Origin of the sequence: Pseudomonas frederiksbergensis, assembly GCF_017114915.1 — a bacterium.
Lineage (GTDB): Bacteria > Pseudomonadota > Gammaproteobacteria > Pseudomonadales > Pseudomonadaceae > Aquipseudomonas > Aquipseudomonas frederiksbergensis_I.
The window spans coordinates 14,590-34,007 of sequence record NZ_JAAUOE010000009.1 but is presented as its reverse complement, the minus strand read 5'-3'; the positions used below and the strand labels follow the sequence as shown (position 1 = coordinate 34,007).

Genomic DNA, 19,418 nt, shown 5'->3' with positions numbered 1-19,418 from the left:
CTTGGCCACGATCCTCGAGCCCGGGCAGATAGAAGCGGCGGCGAGTTCACCGCCGTTTCTGCACCTGCCACCAAACAATCTGTTCACCTTGCGCGCGTTGCGCCTGGAACGCCTGGCCGACGGCCATCCCATGGCGGACTTTCTGCGGTTGGTCGCGGGGCTATGTCACGCCCAGCAGCATCTGATGGACAATCCGCCCGTGGCTGCCATGCCCGATCCCGAACGCCTGCGGTTGTGTCAGCAACACGGTTTGCCACCGTTCGCCGCCGACAGTCTGGTGCGCGAAAACGTTTGGCTACCCTTTCTCGAAGCCTTGTTGCAACGCTATCAGCCGCCGCCACACTCGGCGGTAGAAAACGCCGTAGCGACTTTGCGCGGCGCGAACCCGGGGCTGCTCAAGGCGTGGGCGATTGCCTTGGTCAGCGGCCAGTACTCGATGCTACCGGTAGCGCTGGTGCCGTTTCTCGGAGCAGCGCTGCAAGTGGCCTGGAGCCATTGGCTGCTGCGCACACCCAACCTTGAGCTGACTCGCGGCGACAGCCTCAGCCAATGCCCGGCCTGCGGTTCGCCGGCGATGGCCGGGGTGATTCGCCATCGCGGCAAATATAACGGTCTGCGTTATCTGGTGTGCTCGTTGTGCGCCTGCGAATGGCACGTGGTGCGGGTCAAATGCGTGTATTGCGAACAGAGCAAGGGGCTGGAATATGTCAGCTTCGAGGATGACCGCCACGCCGCCAATCAGGCGCCGTTGCGGGCAGAAGTCTGCCCCGGCTGCAACAGCTACCTGAAACTGATCTACCTGGAAAACGACGCCGAAGCCGAAGCCCTCTCGGCGGACCTGTCCAGCCTGATGCTGGACATGCGCCTGGAGCAGGAAGGCTACCAGCGCCCAGCGCCCAATCTGCTGCTGGCAACGGACGAACGGTAGCGTGTGGCGGGGCCAGGTTTTCTGATTCCGGATGTCATTGACTGGCCCGCCCCAATGCTACGATCTGTAGCAGCTGGCGAAGCCTGCGTTCGGCTGCGCAGCAGTCGTAAAATCAGCCATTGCGGTGCGTCAGGTGCACCATGGCTGCCGGACTCACGACTGCTTCGCAGCCGAACGCAGCCTCGCAGGCTCGACAGCTGCTACGGCCGAACGCAGCCTTCGGCAGTTGCTACAAAGAATGCGTCGCGGCTGAGCATTGTCCCTACAGGGGGAGGGCGTCGGATACTCGAGCGGTGAGCCCAGCGGCTACACTCAGACGCGACGGTCACTCACGTCCGGGAGCCTCTGATGTCTGCAACCTCCATCGGCCAAACCGTGCGGCTGCCCTCCATCGACAGCTTGCTGCGCCATCCCGCCTGCCAGGCGCTGGCTGAGCGTTACGGGCATGATGCGCTGCTGGCCGGCCTGCGGCAGTTGCTCGATGACTTGCGCGAACCGGTGCACAAGGGCGAACTCGCTGCCGTTGAAATCGCCCCCGAGGTATTGGCGGGCAGGGCGGGCGAGCGCCTGGCGATCCAGCATCGCAGCCAGATCCGTCGGGTATTCAACCTCACCGGCACGGTGCTGCACACCAACCTTGGGCGCGCATTGTTGCCGGAGGCGGCTATCGAAGCGGTGCAACTGGCCGCCCGCTATCCGCTCAATCTGGAATTCGACCTGCACAGCGGCAAACGCGGCGACCGGGACGATTTGATCGAAGGGCTGATCCGCGAACTGACCGGCGCCGAAGCGGTGACGGTGGTCAACAACAATGCCGCCGCGGTGCTGCTGACGCTCAACAGCCTGGGTGCGCGCAAGGAAGGGATCATTTCCCGAGGTGAGCTGATCGAAATCGGCGGCGCGTTTCGCATTCCCGACATCATGGCCCGCGCCGGGGTGCGGCTGCACGAAGTGGGCACCACCAACCGCACCCATGCCCGGGATTACGAGGCCGCCATCGGCCCGCGCAGTGGTCTGCTGATGCGGGTGCACGCAAGCAATTACTCCATCGAAGGCTTTACCGCCCGGGTGCCGACGGCTGAATTGGCGCAGTTGGCTCACCGTCACGGGTTGCCCTTGCTGGAGGACTTGGGCAGCGGCAGCCTGCTGGACCTGACCCGCTGGGGCCTGCCCGCCGAACCGACGGTGCGCCAGGCCCTGCTCGATGGCGCGGATATCGTCACCTTCAGCGGCGACAAATTGCTCGGCGGGCCTCAGGCCGGGTTGATCGTTGGCCGCAAAGACCTGATCGCCAGGATCAAAAAGAATCCGCTCAAGCGTGCCTTGCGGGTCGACAAATTGACCCTGGCCGCCCTCGAAGCTGTCTTGGCGCTGTACCGCGATCCCGATCGGCTGGCCGAACGCCTGCCGAGCCTGCGGCTGCTGACCCGCCCCCAAGCCGACATCCTTGCCCAGGCCGAACGCCTGCAACCATCGCTGGCTCAGGTATTGGGCGATGGCTGGAGCGTCAGCGCGGTGCCGGCGCTGGGCATGATCGGCAGCGGCAGCCAGCCGGTGGCTCGACTGCCCAGTGCGGCGTTATGCCTGCGGCCAATGGTTTCCAAACGTCTGCGTGGGCGAACATTGCACGCGTTGGAAGCGGCATTGCGCGCATTGCCGATTCCCGTGCTCGGTCGCATCGACGGCGATGCGCTTTGGCTGGACGTGCGCCAACTCGACGACGAAGCCGCCTGGCTGGCCCAACTCGATCAGTTGCAGGAGGAGGGCCGGGACGGATGATTGTCGGTACGGCGGGGCACATCGATCACGGCAAGACCTCCTTGCTCCAGGCCCTGACCGGCCAGGCCGGCGACCGTCGCCGGGAAGAACGCGAACGCGGCATGACCATCGACCTCGGCTATATCTACGCAGCGCTGGAACCGGGCGCCGCCCTGACCGGTTTTATCGACGTACCCGGCCATGAGCGCTTCACCCACAACATGCTGGCTGGGGCTCAGGGCATCGATCTGGTGTTGCTGGTGGTGGCGGCTGATGACGGTGTCATGCCCCAGACTCGCGAACATCTGGCGATTGTCGAGTTGCTGGGCATTCCTCGGGCGCTGATTGCAATCAGCAAATGCGATCGGGTCGATCCGGCTCGTGTGCAGGCGGTCCGGGAACAGATCGAAACGTTGCTGGCGCCCGGACCTTATGCCGGCGCGCCGCAAATCGCGCTGTCGAGTGTGACCGGCGAGGGTATCGAGACACTGCGTCAGGCCTTGCTGGCGGCGCAGCATGAGGTTGTTCAACGCAGCGTCAGCGGCGGCTTTCGCCTGGCGATTGATCGGGCCTTCAGCGTGGCCGGCGCCGGTATCGTGGTGACCGGCACGGCGTTGTCCGGCCAGGTGGCGGTGGGCGATACGCTGATGTTGAGCCCGCTGGGCAAGCCTGTGCGGGTGCGCGGCCTGCATGCGCAGAATCAGCCGGCTGATAGCGCAACAGCCGGGCAGCGGGTCGCGCTGAACCTGAGTGCCGAGCGTCTGGCCCTGGAGCAGATTCACCGGGGCCACTGGCTGTTGGCCGAATGGCTGCACGCGCCAACCCAGCGTCTGGATATCCAGATGACGGTGTTGGCCAGCGAAGCGCGCAGCTTCGAGCATTTTCAGCCGGTGCACATGCATCTCGGTACTCAGGATGTGACGGGACGGGTGGCCTTGCTGGAAGGCGCAAGCCTTGCACCAGGTGGGCAGATGTTCGCGCAATTGCTGGTGAACGCGCCGGTGCTGGCGGTGAAGGGCGACCGCTTGATCCTGCGCGACCAAAGCGCCCAACGCACCCTCGGCGGTGGCCGGGTGCTCGACCCGTTCGCCCCGGCCCGCCAACGCCGCAGCCCCGAGCGATTGGCGCAGTTGCAGGCGCTGGCCACCACGAAGCGCCTTGAAGACGCGCTGCCGGCGCTGCTGGCCAACAGCGACACCGGGCTCGATCCCCAGCGTCTGGAGCGTCAGTTCAACCGTCCGCGTGCGACCTGGGTGTTGCCCGATGACGTGCGTTTGATCGAGACACGCCAAGGGCCGCTGCTGTTCAGCGCGGTACGCTGGGACGCCCTGAAAGCGTCGCTGCTGGAACACCTCGCACGCTTTCATCAACTCGAACCGGACCAAATGGGGCCGGACAGGGATCGCCTGCGTCGCTTCGCCGGCACCGCGTTGGAGCGGTCGACCTTTATCAGCCTGCTCGACGAATTACTGGCCAGCGGGAAGATCACCGCCAGCGGCCCATGGTTACATCTGCCCGATCACCAAGTGCGCTTGAGCGAGGACGACGAAACCCTGTGGCAGCAGTTACAGCCGCTGTTCGAACAGGCGGGTTTCGATCCGCCGTGGGTACGTGATCTGGCTAAAACGACGGGCCATGAAGAGGTCGTCGTACGTCTGCTGTTGCGCAAGATGGCGCGCTTGGGGCTGCTGCATCAAATCGTCCGTGACCTGTTCTACACCGACACGCTGCTGCGCCGATTGGCGGCTATGCTGGTGCAACTGGCCAGTGATGAACCGGTGATTCAGGTCGCCGCGTTTCGCGATGCCGTGGGCCTGGGGCGCAAGCGCAGCATTCAGATTCTTGAATACTTCGACCGGCTCGGCCTGACCCGCCGCTTTGGCGACCGACGCCAGCTGCGGCTCGATAATGCACTGGTTCAACGAACGGATGACTGAGTTCAAGGAAGGCAATCGCGCCCGGTGGCGCGGCCGGGCTTCAAACCCGGTTGGGGACGGCATCCGTTCCCGGGCCGGTTCGACTCCGGCTGCCTTCCGCCATTTCCTTATTTGGGCACTTTCATTCTGCATGAAATCTCTTGGTGCATTTTTTTGAACATTAATAGTGCGCGGATATTAATCAACACACCGAGCGGGACGCTTTGTATGACAAGGACAATAAAAATAATGAGTAGAAATTTCCCGCTTATAGGGCAAAAAACACACTTGAGTTGCTAAACGCACCATTTTTGTCCGCTCCAGAGTTGTGCAAGTGACACGTGGGAAAAACGTTTTACTGGTAGCCTCGATTTTTGTCTCAAAAATGGAATGAAATGTCTCCCTGATGTCTTTACGGAAGGGTTTTTCGTTTTTTATCAGTCGTAACAATAGTTGGGCACAGCCCTTGCAAAAGTACGTTCAAACCACCGCAAGTGTGGTTTTCAACGAAAAAAGATCATGGGGAACATTATAAATGGGGCGCCAGAAATCAAACCGCAAAGGCCAGACCTCTGGCGTCGGGACGCGTCAAGAGATGGCCGGAGTCATGAGGAATTTATTTCCGATTGTGACAGGAAGTTAACGACGCACACTGAGGTGCCTGATAGAAACAGTACTCACTAAAACAACGTAAGGCCTTATTTTATTGAAATAGCGAAGTGATAAGAAAATGCCGTCTGTATCGCGGCAAGGAGTGGGGTATGTCCCGAGCTTTTTTTAACGAAATGTATGATGCGAGTGGTGGCTGCCGCCCACATTACCAGGAGTTCGCGCGTTGGTTGGCGGACACACCTCTGGAGTTGCTGGATCAACGTCGTCGCGAAGCCGACCTGTTGTTCCACCGAGCCGGCATCACCTTCACCTTATACGGGGACGAGCAGGGCACCGAACGGTTGATTCCGTTCGACATCATTCCACGCAGCATCAAAGCCAGTGAATGGCAAACGGTCGAGCGTGGCTGCATTCAAAGGGTCCAGGCATTGAACATGTTCCTGGCCGACATCTACCACGGGCAACGCATTCTCAAGGAGGGCATCATTCCGGCCGAACAGGTGTTGGCCAACGAGGGTTATCAGGTCGCCATGCTGGGCCTGAATCTGCACCGCGGCATCTATGCCCACATTTCCGGGGTCGACCTGGTTCGCGACGGTGACGGCAGTTACTACGTGCTGGAAGACAACCTGCGCACCCCCAGCGGCGTCAGCTACATGCTCGAAGACCGCAAGATGATGATGCGTTTGTTCCCCGAACTCTTCGCCGCCCAGCGTGTGGCGCCCATCGATCACTACCCCAACCTGCTGCTGGACACCCTCAAGAGCTCCAGCCCGCTGGACAATCCCACCGCCGTGGTACTGACCCCCGGCCGCTTCAACAGTGCCTACTTCGAACATGCGTTCCTGGCCCGTGAAATGGGCGTGGAGCTGGTTGAAGGCGCCGATCTGTTCGTCCGCGACGATCACGTCTATATGCGCACCACCGCTGGCCCGAAACAGGTGGATGTGATTTATCGCCGCCTCGACGATGCCTATCTCGATCCGCTGTCGTTCAACCCGGACTCCATGCTCGGCGTGCCCGGCCTGATTGCCGCCTACCGCTCGGGCAATGTGGTGCTGGCGAACGCCGTCGGCACCGGCGTGGCCGACGACAAGTCGATCTATCCCTATGTCGGCGACATGATCCGTTTCTATCTTGATGAGGAGCCGATCCTGAAAAACGTACCAACCTGGCAATGTCGCAAACCGGAAGAACTGTCCCACGTGTTGGCGAATCTGCCTGAGCTGGTGGTCAAGGAAACCCAGGGTTCCGGCGGCTACGGCATGCTGGTCGGCCCGGCGGCCACGGCGGCGCAAATCGAGGACTTCCGCGCGCGCCTCAAGGCACGCCCTGAAGCCTATATCGCCCAACCCACCCTGTGCCTGTCGACATGCCCGACCTTTGTCGAAAACGGCATCGCCCCACGCCACATTGACCTGCGCCCGTTTGTGCTGTCGGGCAGCGAAACCCGTCTGGTGCCTGGTGGCCTGACCCGCGTGGCATTGCGCGAAGGCTCGCTGGTGGTGAACTCGTCCCAGGGCGGCGGCACCAAAGACACTTGGGTGGTGGAGGACTAAGACATGCTTTCAAGAACCGCTTCGGACCTCTACTGGATGTCCCGTTACCTGGAGCGCGCCGAAAACCTGGCGCGCATGCTCGAAGTCAGTTACTCGCTGTCGCTGATGCCCCAGGCCGGGCGCACCGATGGCCACGCCGAGCTGGCGATGTCGCTATTGGCCGCCGGCACCCTGGAGGACTACAACGAACGCTACGGCGAACTCAACACCGAGCGCATGCTGCACTTCTTCGCGCTGGATGAAACCAACCCCGGCAGTATCTATTGCTGCCTACGGGCCGCGCGGGCCAATGCTCACGCCGTGCGTGGACGCATCACTGCCGATATGTGGGAGAACATCAACGCCACCTGGCTGGAGATGCGCAATATCGCGGCCAATGGCCTGGGTCGATACGGCATCAGCCATTTCTGCGAGTGGGTCAAGGAGCGCTCGCATCTGTTCCGCGGGGCGACCTCGGGCACGATCATGCGCAACGACGCCTATTGCTTCATTCGTCTGGGGACCTTTCTTGAGCGCGCCGACAACACCTTGCGTCTGCTGGATGCGCGCTATGAAATGTTCGGCGAGGAGTCGGAGGAGGTGAGTGACAACTCCGCGCGCGGCTACTACCAGTGGAGCGCCTTGCTGCGAGCCTTGTCGTCCTTCGAGGCGTTCAACGAGCTCTACCGCAATGCGCCGGGCGCCGAGCAGGTTTCCGAGATGCTGCTGTTGCGCGCCAACGTCCCGCGTTCGCTGCACGCTTGCGTCGAGGAGCTGGACCAGATCCTGGCCAGCCTGCCGGGCAACAATGGTCGCCCGGCCCAGCGCCTGGCCGCCGAACTGAATGCGCGGCTGCGCTATACCGGGATCGACGAGATATTGGGTTCAGGCCTGCACCTCTGGTTGACCGATTTCATTGCCCGGATTCGCCACTTGGGCCAGACCGTTCACGAGTCCTATCTGGAGGTCGTATGAAACTGTCCATACGCCACGACACCACCTACAGCTACGCCGACGAAGTCTGCACCAGCATTCAGTTCCTGCGCTTGACGCCCAAGAACACCGAGCGCCAGCACGTTCTGGGTTGGCACCTGGAACTGCCGCGCCTGGTGCGCAGCCAGCTCGACCCTTACGGCAACGTCTTGCATGTATTGACGATGGACGAGCCCCACGGTGCCCTGGTGCTGACGGCCTATGGCGAGGTTGAAATCGACCAGACGCTGGATGTGGAGCACGACAGTCAGTCGCCGTTGCCGTTCCTGCGCACCAGCCCTCTGACCACGGCCGATGAGGCGCTGGTTGCTTTTGCCTTGCGACACTGCGGCACGCGGCGCGACCGGGCGGCGCTGATCGACTTGATGAACGGCCTGGCCGATCACATGGTCTACAGCCCGGGCGCAACCGCCGTGGACACCACTGCCGCCCAGGCGTTTGCCGCCGGGGCCGGCGTCTGTCAGGACCATACCCATGCGTTCCTGGCGTGCGCCCGCAGCCTGGGGATCCCGGCGCGTTATGTCTCCGGTTACCTGTGCACCGAAGATGAAAGCCATCTGGCCAGCCATGCGTGGGCCGAAGCCTGGCTCGACGACGGCTGGTACAGCTTCGATGTGACCAACCGCCTGGCCCGGCCCGAGCGCCATTTGAAACTGGCGGTGGGCCTCGATTACCTCGACGCCTGCCCGGTCCGCGGCATGCGTCGCGGCGGCGGGATCGAGCAGATGCAGGCACGGGTCCAGGTGACATCCCTGTTTCAGGTTCAGCACCCATAAAACGGCGGCACTCACTGTAACCGGCCATACCCTCCTGGACAGGGTATGGCCGTTCATTCCAAATTCATGAGTTCACTCCAATGACTTATTGCGTCGCTATGCACCTGGCCGACGGGCTGGTGTTCATCTCCGACTCACGGACCAATGCCGGTATCGACCAGATCTCAACGTTCCGTAAGTTGTTTATGTTCAGTACGCCTGGAGAGCGGCTGATCGTGTTGCAAACCGCGGGCAATCTGGCCACCTCGCAATCGGTGGTCAACCTGCTCAAGCAGCGCTGCAGTGGGGCTGGCCCGCATCTGTTGAATGTCCGCACGCTCTATGACGCCACCGTGCTGGTGGCCGAAACCATTCGCGAAGTCGTCGCCCGGGACCGCACAAAGTTGGCCGGCAAGACCGACTTGAGTTGTTCGTTTCTGGTGGGCGGGCAGATCGCGGACGGGCCCATGGACGTGTACAGCATTTACCCGCAAGGCAACTTTATTCAGGCGACCGAAGACACGCCGTTCCTGCAATTGGGTGAAAGCAAATACGGCAGGCCGATTCTGGACCGCAATCTGACATTTCGCACCTCGCTCGACGAAGGCCTGCGTTGTGGGCTGATCTCATTCGACTCGACCATGCACAGCAACCTGTCGGTGGGCATGCCCCTGGACCTGCTGGTGTACAGGAAAGACAGTTTTAGTCGTGCCCAAAGCTATCGCATCACGGCCGACGACCCTTACTACATCAGTATCCGTAAACGGTGGGCGGCCGGATTGCATGAAATGCTCGCCGCACTGCCGGAGCCTCCTGAGGCCTACATGAAGATGGGCTGACTATTGACCTCTTGTTCAGCCACCGCCCCGACTCAAGGGCGGTGGCATCAGGTTACAGAACGAAGAAGTTTCCAGTCGCCGCGACCAATAAACAACTATGACCTACGCTTATCCCCAGACGCATGCTCAACGAACAGGGGCTCCTCCCTGATCGACAACAACAAGAACGGTTATCCGGAGACGACTCATGTTTGCACTGGCCCGTCGATTCAGCAGCCACATCGCCGCGTTCATTACCGCCGCCGCGCTCGCATCCCCTGTTTTTGCGCTGGACACTGTCAAGTTCATGGCCCCGGGCTCGGTCGGGGGCGGTTACGACCAGACCGCACGGGTGCTGGGCAAAGCCATGGTCGAGGCGAAAACGGCCAAAGCCGTCACCTTCGAGAACAAGGGCGGTGCCGGCGGCACCTTGGGGTTGGCGCAATTTGCCAACGCCACCAAGGGCGACCCCGATGCCCTGATCGTGGTCGGCGCGATCATGGTCGCGTCCATCGAACAGAACAAACCGCAAATCACTTTGAAGGACGTGACACCGATCGCCCGGCTGTTTACCGAATACAACGTGATCGCCGTACGCGACGACTCCCCGTACAAAACCCTGGAGGACTTGCTCAAAGACCTCAAGGCCAACCCGTCCAGCATCAAATTTGGCGGTGGCTCCAAGGGTTCGATCGACCACATCGGCATCGCCGAACTGGCGAGCAAAATGGACATCCCCGTCAACAAGGTCAATTACGTTGCTTTCGCGGGCGGCGGCGAAGTCGTTGCCGCGGTGCTGGGGGGCCACATCACGGTGATCACCGGCGGCTACGCCGAGTTGGCCAAGTACGTGCAGTCCAAACAGTTCCGCTTACTGGCCATCGGCGCGCCCAACCGGGTTGAAGGCATCGACGCACCCACCCTCAAGGAGGGTGGCTACGACGTGACGATTGGCAACTGGCGGGGTGTTTACGGCGCAGCGGGCCTCACGCCTGATCAACGCAAAGCACTAACCGAAGCGGTGCTGACCGCTACCAAAAGCGACGTCTGGCAGGAAAACGTGAAAACCAATGCCTGGTCACCGAGCATTCTGACCGGGGATGATTTCGGCAAATTCGTCGACGAAGAGCATGGGCGCCTGCGCGCAATGCTGGTCAAGGTCGGGCTGCTTTGAGATGGCCGGGCGCTGGAGCGTAAAGCCGGTCCAACTGGCGATCGGCATCGGTGTTGTGGTCATCAGTGCGGTACTGGCGGTCGGCGCCTCGCGGTTTCCCCCCGAGATGGGGTTCGTCATCATGCCGGCCTACGTCTATCCCTACGCCGTCGCGGTGTTTCTGGGCGTCGTCGGTCTGTTGATGTGCTATCAGGCGCTCACCGGTGGTTTTCGCAACCTGCCCGACGACCACGAGACCACCCAGGCTCAGCCCGGCGGCAAGCTCGGCGCAACCTGGGTCACGGCGGGGCTGGTGGGCGTCGCCTTGCTCATTGCCTACATCGGCTTCGTGTTGGCCGCCGCGCTGCTGTTTGCCTGTTCGGCACGGGGCTTTGGCAGTCGCAGCCCGGTGCGGGACCTGGCCATCGGCATCGCCCTGACGCTGCCGATCTACTGGCTTTTCACCGCCGGGCTAGGGGTTTCCCTTCCGCCCTTGATCAACGCCTGGATCTGATCCGGGCCGAAGGAGGTCGACAAGGTGGACATTCTCTCGAGTCTGGCAACCGGCTTTGCGGGTGCGCTGGCGCCGATCAATCTGATGTGGGGTTTTATCGGCTGCTTGCTGGGCACCGCGATTGGTGTTTTGCCGGGGATCGGTCCGGCACTGACCGTCGCCTTGCTGCTGCCGATTACCGCCAAGGTTGATCCGACCGGGGCGCTGATCATGTTTGCCGGCATCTATTACGGCGCGCAGTTTGGCGGCTCGACCACCTCGATCCTGCTCAATACCCCGGGGGAATCGTCCTCCATGGTCACCGCCCTGGAAGGCAACCTCATGGCCCGCAACGGACGGGCAGGCCCGGCACTGGCGACGGCGGCTATTGGTTCATTTGTGGCCGGCACTATTGCGACGATCTTCCTGACGTTGTTCGCGCCCCTCGTGGCGACATTGGCGCTGAAGTTCGGGCCGGCGGAGTATTTCGCGATTCTGGTGCTGGCCTTCACCACGGTGTCGGCGGTGCTCGGTGCGTCGATGCTGCGCGGCTTTGCCTCATTGGGCATCGGCTTGACCATCGGTTTGATCGGCCTGGACTCGACCTCGGGCATTGCCCGCTACACGTTGGGGGTGCCCGAACTGGTCGATGGCATCGAAGTGGTGCTGGTTGCGGTGGGGTTGTTCGCCGTTAGCGAGGCTTTGTACGGCGTGCTCTACCAACATGAAGAATCCACCGGCCGACACCGTTTGACCTCGTTGTGGATGACCCGCGCCGACTGGAAACGCTCGATCCCCGCGTGGCTGCGGGGCACCCTGATCGGTTTTCCCTTTGGCTCCATTCCCGCCGGTGGCGCGGAAATCCCGACGTTCCTGTCCTATTCGACCGAACGCAAACTCAGCAAATACCCCAAAGAATTCGCCGCCAGCAAAGGCGAGGGCGCCATCGAGGGCGTCGCAGGTCCCGAAGCGGCCAACAACGCCAGCGCCACCGGTTCGCTGGTGCCGCTGCTGACCCTGGGCATACCGACCTCCGCCACGGCGGCGATCCTGTTGGCCGCGTTCCAGAACTACAACCTGCAACCGGGGCCGCTGCTGTTCCAGACCTCGGGCGAACTGGTCTGGACCCTGGTGGCCTCCTTGTACATCGGCAACGCCATCCTGCTGGTGCTGAACCTGCCGTTGGTGGGGCTGTGGGTCAAACTCCTGCAGATCCCACGGCCGTATCTGAACGCCGGGATTCTGGTGTTCGCCACCATCGGCGTGTACGGCATGCGCCACTCAACCTTCGACTTGTTTCTGATGCTGGGCATCGGCTGGGCCGGGGTGTTGATGCGGCGCTTCGACTTCCCCGTGGCCCCGGTGATCGTCGGCATGCTGCTGGGGCCGATGGCGGAAAAACAACTGCGCAACGCCTTGTCCATCAGCCAGGGCGACTGGATGATATTTGTGACGCAACCGATTGCGGCGTCGGTGCTGGTGCTGACGTTGTTGGTGCTGCTGGTGCCGTATTTGCTGCATAAACGCGGTATCAAATTGCATGAGGATGATTGAGCATACTGGGCAAACACACGTTTAGATCGTTCCCACGCTCCGCGTGGGAATGCCTCAACGGACGCTCCGCGTTCGGCTCTGGAAGGGACGCGGAGCATCCCGGGCTGAATTCCCACGCAGAGCGTGGGAACGATTATCGAGTAGCGCACAAATTTTCCGGAAGTTTCTGACAGAGTCTCCCGTTGCGGCACTGCAACTGCCTGACACCCCACTTGACCGGTCACAAGCACTGAAGTCGCATCACGAATCATGCCTGTCCGTATCTGCGCGCGGCGCAACTATTGGTTCAAGTGATAGTGACAATCAAGAAACGCAAGTTCTGCTTTGTCGGGCAGAGATGGAAAATCACCTCCATCCAAGGCGCTGCCCACGGAACGTACGCCAACAGCGCCCGTGATGCCGAGCCGTTGCTCAACGAACCAGACTTTTTATTTCAGGACTTCACCGATGCGCCTTTTATTTGCTCCTGCCATGGCTTTCGCCGCTTTGCTGCTGGCCGGTTGCGCCTCCGCGCCGAACGACCCGACGCTGACCTTGCAGACGAAAAAAACGCCTGCCGAGTACGCCGATTGCGTGGTGCCGAAATTGCAGGGCAGTGCACTGAACCCGACGGTCTCGCAAACCCAGCGCAGCTACCGGATCGTGGTGCCGAGCAAAGTCGCCGCGGACAACGTTCTGGAAGCCTACAAAGCCCCGAACGGCGGCAAGGTGTTTTTGTATGAGCGCCATTTGCTGGCGTCGAATGTCATGCCTTCGAGTTTCGAACGTGCCGCGCAGGAATGCCTGTAACCCTTAACCGCTTTGAAAAATGCTCCTTTGGTTGGCCGCAACCAACCAATTCTTTGCCCCGTACCTTAATCGGTTTCGGGGCTTTTTTTTTGCGTGCAGGTTTTGGGGGCAGGGGGCGGTTGCCGGTACTTGCGCCAGAGACATCAGCCGACCGGCTCGGCCTTGCAACTCATTGGCCCTGAGCCTGGCTTCTGGAAAAGCACCACGTCGCCGTCTTGCCAGAAGCTGTAGTTCCCCTGGTTATCCTTGCTTGTGTATCGGGTTCCCGAATCACTCGGCTCCTGGTTCAGGACGATCGAGGTGTTCGCCCATTTCAGGTACACGACACCTGGCTGCGTGGTAAAGAAGGTGGCGGCCACCAGCGGGTTAAGCCCTGTACAACGAAAAGCCAGGGGGCCTTCAGTGAGTCTGTCTGGATCTTTGGTTCTCACAATGGCCGAGCCTTGGCGCAGCTGGTGCGCGCGCTCGGCGTAATTGCGGATCGTGCACGCCTTGGGCGCAGGCGTGGAGGCACACTGATCGCGGGCATCGATCCAGAACTGCTGGTCGATCATGACTTTGTCTGGCCCCGGCACTGAATGTTCATCCGTGAGCGCCAGGCGATATAGACGCGTCAGTTCAATATCCATCTGTGCCAGTTGCGGATCGCGACAGATCAGCTTTTCGATGGCCGCCGTTGCCTCGGCACAGTCGAAGCTGGGCTTGAAGGTTGGCGCAGCAATTACACAGGTGCTCGCCGCCGCGCATACGCTGGCAGCGAGTAGACAGCGGAAAAGGGTCGTGACCGTTTTCATATTGGCTTCACCCAGATCATTACGTGATGCCCGGATTGCCATGGGGTTTTATCGATGCATTGAGCAGTGATTCGTTCGCATGGGTGTATCGCAGTGTAAGTCAGTGCTCGGAACTTGCCATACCGCCTGGCGGTGGCTGGTTTGTAGGAGGGTGTTTATCTCGCGGCTATCGGGGGCCGATTCCCGAGCTCCCGCCGTACGGCCAGTACCGTGCCATTGCGCAGTGCAACATCCCCGCCCGTCACCCACTGCCCGTCGAACCGGCACTAACCCGAGGCAGCGTTGTCAGTAGTTGTCGCCTGTACCGACGAAGATCGTTTCTGATCGCGGCACGTCAGGCTACGTTTTTTGTTTTTCCAATGCCTCAGGGCAAAACGTTCGCGATGGATTGCGTCTTGGACCGACTCTTTCTTTTGCGGGCGACATTCTATGGGTTTGCTTCTCGATCCGCGTCATGACATTGATGCCGCGTTATTAAGCTATCGCCGGGTATTCTGGTCGCTGGCGCTGTTCAGTGGCGCGATCAACCTGCTGGTGCTGGTGCCGTCGCTCTACATGATGCAGGTGTACGACCGGGTTCTTACCAGTCGCAATGAAACCACTTTGTTCATGCTCACCTTGATCGCCCTGGGACTGTTCATGTTCAGCGCCGTGATCGAGTGGGTACGCGGCGAGGTGATGATCCGCATGAGTGCGGGGCTGGACGATGCCCTGGGCGAGCGGATTTTCGACGCTGCCTTCGCCCGCAGCCTACGCGAGCACAACGCTAACCCGGCGCAGGTGCTCACCGATTTGGCGACGCTACGGCAGTTGATCACCGGCCAGGGTCTTATCGCTTTGCTCGATGCACCCTGGCTGCCGATCTTCCTGCTGGTGGCGTTCATCTTTCATCCCTGGTTCGGCGTGCTGACGCTGGTTCTCGCCCTGGTGCTGATCGGTCTGGCATTGTGGGGTGAGTGGGCGACTCGAACGCGTCTGGATGAAGCCAATCGGCTGGGCGTGCAGTCATCGACTTATGTAAACAGCACGTTACACAATGCCGAAGTCATCCAGGCCCTGGGCATGCTCGGGCCGTTGCGCCAGCGCTGGAGCCTGCTGCAGCAACGCATCATTGCCGCTCAGGCCCATGCCAGCGACCGCAGTGCGCGTATCACTTCGACCACTCGTTTCGTGCGCATCTCCGGGCAGTCGCTGGCCCTGGGCCTGGGCGCGTTGCTGGTGCTCGAAGGCCAACTGTCGGCGGGCATGATGATCGCCATGTCGCTGTTATTGGGACGTGCCTTGGCGCCGGTGGAAATCGCCATTGGCTCGTGGAAGCAATTCAACTCCGCCCGCCAGAGTTACCAGCGTCTGAGCCAACTCCTTGCCCAGCACCCGCGTGAGCCTCTGCGCATGCCGTTGCCGCCGCCCACCGGCGCGGTGCGCCTGGAGCAGCTCTATGTGGGGCCGCCCGGTGCCTCGCAACCGATTCTGCGGGGCATCAATTTACGCTTGGCCAAAGGTGATGTGCTGGCCGTTGTCGGCCCCAGCGCCAGTGGTAAATCGACACTGGCCAGGGCGCTGGTCGGAGTATGGCCGGCCATGGGCGGATCGGTGCGCCTGGACGACGCCGAGATCAGCCAATGGTCCCATGACGCGCTGGGCCCGCACCTCGGATACCTGCCGCAGGACATCGAACTGTTCGACGGCAGTGTGGCCGACAACATTGCCCGCTTCGGTGAACAGGACGCCGACAAGATCATTGCCGCCGGGCGTCACGCGGGCATTCACGAGATGATCCTGAGGTTCCCCAAGGGGTACGACACGCCGCTCGGCCCCGGCGGGCTTGGTTTGTCCGGCGGACAAAAGCAGCGCCTCGGCCTGGCCCGCGCGCTCTACGGGCGCCCGTCGCTGATCGTGCTCGATGAGCCCAATTCCAACCTCGACGACGCCGGAGAGCTGGCGCTGGTGCAGGCCATCAGTGTGCTCAAGGCGGCTGGCAGCACCGTGGTCCTGATTACCCACCGGCCTAATGTGCTGGCGGTGGTCGATCACATCCTGGTGCTCAAGGACGGCACTCAACAAGCATTCGGTCCTCGGGATCGGGTGCTCAAGGCCTTGATGCCGGCGCCTAGACCGGCCGCGGTCAGGGAGGATGGCGAAGATGCGTGATTTGACCCCCGAGGCGCAAACGTGCAGCGAGCAGGGCCTGAGCGTGCGCAGCACGACAACGCTGCCCAGCGCCAGTACCGACGCCGGCGGTGCGGCGCGTTATGGTTTGGGTTTCCTGGTCCTGACGCTGGGCGGCTTCCTGCTCTGGGCCTGCCTGGCGCCGCTCGACCAAGGTGTCGTGGGCAGCGGCACCGTGGTGGTGGCGGGGGAGCGCAAAGCTGTGCAGTCGTTGGTCGGCGGAGTGGTGGAAAAGCTGCTGGTCAGCGATGGCGATCGCGTCACCCAGGGGCAGGTGCTGGTGCAACTCAACACGGTGCAGGCGCAGTCGCAACTGGACGTGACCCTGGGCAAGTTGCTCAACGATCGCAGCGTCGAGGCGCGATTGATTGCCGAGCGCCTGGGGGCTGCCGAAATCCAATGGCCCGCCGAACTGCTGGAGCGTGCCGACGAGCCGCGGGTCAAGGCGGCCATGGCCTTGCAGAGCCAGTTGTTTCTGACTCGCCGCGCAGAGTTGGGCAGCCGCTTGCAAATCATCGAACACGAAGCCGCCGCATTGCAGCAGCAGTTGCTTGGCTACGAAGGCGTCAAACGCAACTACGACGCGCAGATGCGCTTTCAGCGACAAGAACTCGAAGGCCTGCGTGATTTGGCCCGTGACGGCTATGTTCCGCGTAACAAACTCTTCGAGGCCGAGCGCAACGCGGCCCAACTGGCTGGGCAGATCGCCTCTGGCGTGGGTGATGTCGGCAAGACCCGCCAGGCGATCAACGAAAGCCGGCTCAAGGCCCTGCAGGCGCAACAGGAATTCCGCCGCGATGCCGAAACCCAGCTCAGCGAGGTCTCTGCCGAGGCGGCCGGTTATGCCGATCAGATTCGTGCCTTGCAGTTTGAAGTCGACAACGGCGCTATCCGGGCGCCGGTGTCCGGGCAGGTCATGGACGTGAGCATCCACACGGTCGGGGGCGTTACCCAGGCAGGGCAGACCCTGATGCAGGTGGTGCCGCTGGATGCGCCGATGGCGATCACCGCGCGTTTCGAGCCGCTGATGGCCAATAAACTGCGCCCGGGTCTGCCGGTGCATGTGCATTTCACCGCCCTGCAACGGGTGGATACGCCGACCGTCACCGGCACGGTGACTACGGTGTCGGCGGACCAGTTGATCGATGAACAGACGCACCAGCCGTACTTCTCCGCCAAGGTCGAGATTCCCGCCGACACCGTCGCCTCGCTGCAGGCCGCCGGCCTGCTGGTACGCCCCGGCATGCTCGCCGATGTCACGGTGGTAACGGGCGAACGCACCTTGATGAACTACCTGATGAAACCACTACGCGAACGCTTGCTTGCGGCCTTCAAAGAGGAATGAGCATGATCGATCGGTTCCGTTATAGCGCCTGCCTGTTATTGAACCTGTGTACCGGTTGGGCGGCGATCAGTCCCGTCTGGGCTGCCGAGGAGGCGCTGAGCCTGACCGCCGCCTACGATGCCTCGCGCCTCAACGACCCGACCGTACAGTCGGCCACCCACGCCTTCGATGCCTCGCAACATGAAGAGGCGATCGGTCGCGGTGGTCTCTACCCGCAAGTGTCGCTGACGTCGCGTTATGGCTACGGCGGACGCACCGACGGCGGCGACGATAGTGGCTACGTCAACAGTAACGATTACCAGGCGAACAACGTCACCCTGGTGGCGCAACAACCGCTCTACGACAAGGGACGCTGGGCGGCGTATCAGGAGGGCAAGGCGCGGGGGCAGTTGGGTACGCAGCTGTTCGATGTTGCCGGCCAGACCCTGTACGACCGGGTGGCCAAAGGGTATTTCGACGTCGCCCGGGCCGAGAATGAGATCAAGTTGATCGCCCAGCAAAAGGCCGCCATCAATGGCTTGGTCACACAGAGCAAAAAGCTTTTTCAGGGCGGTCAGGGCGCGATCACCGACATCGATGAAGCCCAGGCGCGACTCGATCTGGTGGAGGCTCAGGAGACTGAAGCCAAGGCCCGACGCGTAGCTGCGTTGCGGGCCTTGGCCGGTCGCGCCAGTGTGCCCATCGACGACATTCAGCCAATGCGCGAAGAACTGCCCACCGGTAGCCCGATTCCGCCGGAGCGCGATTTACCGTACTGGACGGCGATTGCCCGTGAAGCCAGCCCCGATCTGGCGGCCCGGCTGGCGGCGGTGAAAGTCGCCGAGGCCCAGGCCGACAGCCAGCGCGCCGGGCATTATCCGACCTTGTCGCTGACCACTCAGTTGACTCACCGGGAAACTCGCCAGTATCAGGAACTCGATCCGCGTCAGGACACTTATTACGTGGGAGTGCAGCTGGATATTCCGTTGTATCGAGGCGGGACGGTACGCGCCTCGGTGGCGAAGGCCGAAGCACAATTGGCTGGCGCTCAGTCCGACTACGACGTACAGCGTCAACAGTTGGCCGAGGATATCGAGACCGATTATCTGGGTGTCGTTGCCGGGTTCGCCAAGAGCAAGGCGATGCAGCGGGCGGTGGAGTCCAATCAGCGGGCGCTGACCTCCACGGAAAAAGGCTTCCAGGGTGGCGTGCGTACCACGGTGGACATTCTTGATGCGCAGCAGCGGGTGTTCCAGGCCCGTCGAGACCTGCTCAACACCAAGCTCGACATGCTGCAAAGTTATGTGAGCCTGCACACCCACACCGGCCAGATGAACCGCGCGGTCCTGGAGCAGGTGCAAAGCCTGTTCTGAGAAATGAAGCAGGGGTGAGATTGACGCTGCACCCACCAGAATGCAAAGTCCTGTGGGAGCGAGCAGGCTCGCTCCCACAGGTTGTGGGCGTGACTCAGGCTGTGAAATCGCTGGCGTGCAGCTCCTTGACACCCACCAGTTCAAATTCGAACTCGGGGGTGGCGTCGGCGTTGACACTGCCATAGAGAATGCCATCGGCAAAGCGCAGTTGGCCGGTGGCGTTGGCAGGGTCGAAGGCGTTGCTACCGATAAAGGTGAAGGCGTCGACAGCGGTGGTCTGCGGGTTGGCGTCCAGGCCGGTGAAGTCCAGATGATCGCCCTCGGTGCTCTGGAAATCGTGGATCACATCGCGCAAAACCCCGACGCCCATGTCCGACAGCACACCAAACGCATAGGTATCCGCGCCAGTGCCACCGGTGAGGTTGTCGGTGCCTGCACCGCCGATCAGCCG

At 61.8% G+C, this 19,418-nt stretch carries 15 protein-coding genes, 1 tRNA gene and 1 pseudogene; 15 read left to right on the top strand and 2 right to left on the bottom strand.

Annotated elements, in window-relative coordinates:
- Position 1 precedes the first annotated feature (1 nt).
- From fdhE to HCU66_RS09165, 12 genes are all read left to right on the top strand, one after another.
- Entirely contained in the window at positions 2-928 is a 927-nt protein-coding gene (gene fdhE / locus HCU66_RS09220) for a formate dehydrogenase accessory protein FdhE (RefSeq protein ID WP_205888179.1), read from the top strand.
- A gap of 348 nt (positions 929-1,276) precedes the next feature.
- On the top strand, positions 1,277-2,707 hold the full coding sequence (gene selA / locus HCU66_RS09215) for an L-seryl-tRNA(Sec) selenium transferase (RefSeq protein WP_205888178.1): 1,431 nt from the start codon (positions 1,277-1,279) through the stop codon (positions 2,705-2,707).
- Entirely contained in the window at positions 2,704-4,623 is a 1,920-nt protein-coding gene (gene selB / locus HCU66_RS09210) for a selenocysteine-specific translation elongation factor (RefSeq protein WP_205888177.1), read from the top strand. Before selA ends, selB begins: the two co-directional genes overlap by 4 nt.
- A 6-nt stretch (positions 4,624-4,629) precedes the next feature.
- Positions 4,630-4,725, top strand: a tRNA-Sec gene (locus HCU66_RS09205).
- A 638-nt stretch (positions 4,726-5,363) separates the two neighbouring features.
- Positions 5,364-6,773, top strand: a complete 1,410-nt coding sequence (locus HCU66_RS09200; RefSeq protein WP_205888176.1) for a circularly permuted type 2 ATP-grasp protein — start codon at positions 5,364-5,366, stop codon at positions 6,771-6,773.
- Between the two features lie 3 nt (positions 6,774-6,776).
- On the top strand, positions 6,777-7,727 hold the full coding sequence (locus HCU66_RS09195) for an alpha-E domain-containing protein (RefSeq protein ID WP_205888175.1): 951 nt from the start codon (positions 6,777-6,779) through the stop codon (positions 7,725-7,727).
- Complete coding sequence (locus HCU66_RS09190; RefSeq protein ID WP_205888174.1) at positions 7,724-8,521, top strand: transglutaminase family protein; 798 nt, start codon at positions 7,724-7,726, stop codon at positions 8,519-8,521. The genes HCU66_RS09195 and HCU66_RS09190 overlap by 4 nt, the downstream gene beginning before the upstream one ends.
- A gap of 80 nt (positions 8,522-8,601) precedes the next feature.
- Positions 8,602-9,339: a proteasome-type protease gene (locus HCU66_RS09185; RefSeq protein WP_205888173.1), complete on the top strand. Its 738-nt coding sequence runs from the start codon at positions 8,602-8,604 to the stop codon at positions 9,337-9,339.
- A 187-nt stretch (positions 9,340-9,526) separates the two neighbouring features.
- Positions 9,527-10,492, top strand: a complete 966-nt coding sequence (locus tag HCU66_RS09180) for a tripartite tricarboxylate transporter substrate binding protein (RefSeq protein WP_205888172.1) — start codon at positions 9,527-9,529, stop codon at positions 10,490-10,492.
- A gap of 1 nt (position 10,493) precedes the next feature.
- On the top strand, positions 10,494-10,985 hold the full coding sequence (locus HCU66_RS09175; protein WP_205888171.1) for a tripartite tricarboxylate transporter TctB family protein: 492 nt from the start codon (positions 10,494-10,496) through the stop codon (positions 10,983-10,985).
- 24 nt (positions 10,986-11,009) lie between these two features.
- Positions 11,010-12,518 (top strand): tripartite tricarboxylate transporter permease, encoded by a 1,509-nt coding sequence (locus HCU66_RS09170; protein ID WP_205888170.1) that lies wholly within the window; start codon positions 11,010-11,012, stop codon positions 12,516-12,518.
- Between the two features lie 447 nt (positions 12,519-12,965).
- Positions 12,966-13,307, top strand: coding sequence for a hypothetical protein (locus HCU66_RS09165; RefSeq protein WP_205888169.1), 342 nt, complete (start codon positions 12,966-12,968; stop codon positions 13,305-13,307).
- 143 nt (positions 13,308-13,450) lie between these two features.
- Here the strand turns inward: HCU66_RS09165 and HCU66_RS09160 are convergent, their stop codons facing one another.
- The gene (locus tag HCU66_RS09160) at positions 13,451-14,101 is read right to left on the bottom strand and encodes an MliC family protein (RefSeq protein WP_205888290.1); all 651 of its coding nucleotides are present in this window, start codon (positions 14,099-14,101) and stop codon (positions 13,451-13,453) included.
- Positions 14,102-14,530: 429 nt separating this feature from the next.
- Here HCU66_RS09160 and HCU66_RS09155 point away from each other — a divergent pair, with 429 nt between their 5' ends.
- The 3 genes from HCU66_RS09155 to HCU66_RS09145 are packed head-to-tail and all read left to right on the top strand — an operon-like array spanning position 14,531 to position 18,967.
- Entirely contained in the window at positions 14,531-16,252 is a 1,722-nt protein-coding gene (locus tag HCU66_RS09155) for a type I secretion system permease/ATPase (RefSeq protein ID WP_205888168.1), read from the top strand.
- Entirely contained in the window at positions 16,245-17,615 is a 1,371-nt protein-coding gene (locus HCU66_RS09150; protein WP_205888167.1) for an HlyD family type I secretion periplasmic adaptor subunit, read from the top strand. Before HCU66_RS09155 ends, HCU66_RS09150 begins: the two co-directional genes overlap by 8 nt.
- A 2-nt stretch (positions 17,616-17,617) precedes the next feature.
- On the top strand, positions 17,618-18,967 hold the full coding sequence (locus HCU66_RS09145) for a TolC family outer membrane protein (protein ID WP_205888166.1): 1,350 nt from the start codon (positions 17,618-17,620) through the stop codon (positions 18,965-18,967).
- Between the two features lie 94 nt (positions 18,968-19,061).
- Here HCU66_RS09145 and HCU66_RS27680 read toward each other — a convergent pair.
- A pseudogene (locus HCU66_RS27680) lies at positions 19,062-19,415 on the bottom strand (hypothetical protein); the annotation flags it as partial.
- Between the last annotated feature and the right edge of the window lie 3 nt (positions 19,416-19,418).

Bases quoted from the DNA above. Each gene is read 5' to 3' on its own strand.
- selA (WP_205888178.1), top strand. From the start codon at position 1,277: ATGTCTGCAACCTCCATCGGCCAAACCGTGCGGCTGCCCTCCATCGAC.
- selB (WP_205888177.1), top strand. From the start codon at position 2,704: ATGATTGTCGGTACGGCGGGGCACATCGATCACGGCAAGACCTCCTTG.
- HCU66_RS09200 (WP_205888176.1), top strand. From the start codon at position 5,364: ATGTCCCGAGCTTTTTTTAACGAAATGTATGATGCGAGTGGTGGCTGC.
- HCU66_RS09195 (WP_205888175.1), top strand. From the start codon at position 6,777: ATGCTTTCAAGAACCGCTTCGGACCTCTACTGGATGTCCCGTTACCTG.
- HCU66_RS09190 (WP_205888174.1), top strand. From the start codon at position 7,724: ATGAAACTGTCCATACGCCACGACACCACCTACAGCTACGCCGACGAA.
- HCU66_RS09185 (WP_205888173.1), top strand. From the start codon at position 8,602: ATGACTTATTGCGTCGCTATGCACCTGGCCGACGGGCTGGTGTTCATC.
- HCU66_RS09180 (WP_205888172.1), top strand. From the start codon at position 9,527: ATGTTTGCACTGGCCCGTCGATTCAGCAGCCACATCGCCGCGTTCATT.
- HCU66_RS09175 (WP_205888171.1), top strand. From the start codon at position 10,494: ATGGCCGGGCGCTGGAGCGTAAAGCCGGTCCAACTGGCGATCGGCATC.
- HCU66_RS09165 (WP_205888169.1), top strand. From the start codon at position 12,966: ATGCGCCTTTTATTTGCTCCTGCCATGGCTTTCGCCGCTTTGCTGCTG.
- HCU66_RS09160 (WP_205888290.1), bottom strand. From the start codon at position 14,101: ATGAAAACGGTCACGACCCTTTTCCGCTGTCTACTCGCTGCCAGCGTA.
- HCU66_RS09155 (WP_205888168.1), top strand. From the start codon at position 14,531: ATGGGTTTGCTTCTCGATCCGCGTCATGACATTGATGCCGCGTTATTA.
- HCU66_RS09150 (WP_205888167.1), top strand. From the start codon at position 16,245: ATGCGTGATTTGACCCCCGAGGCGCAAACGTGCAGCGAGCAGGGCCTG.
- HCU66_RS09145 (WP_205888166.1), top strand. From the start codon at position 17,618: ATGATCGATCGGTTCCGTTATAGCGCCTGCCTGTTATTGAACCTGTGT.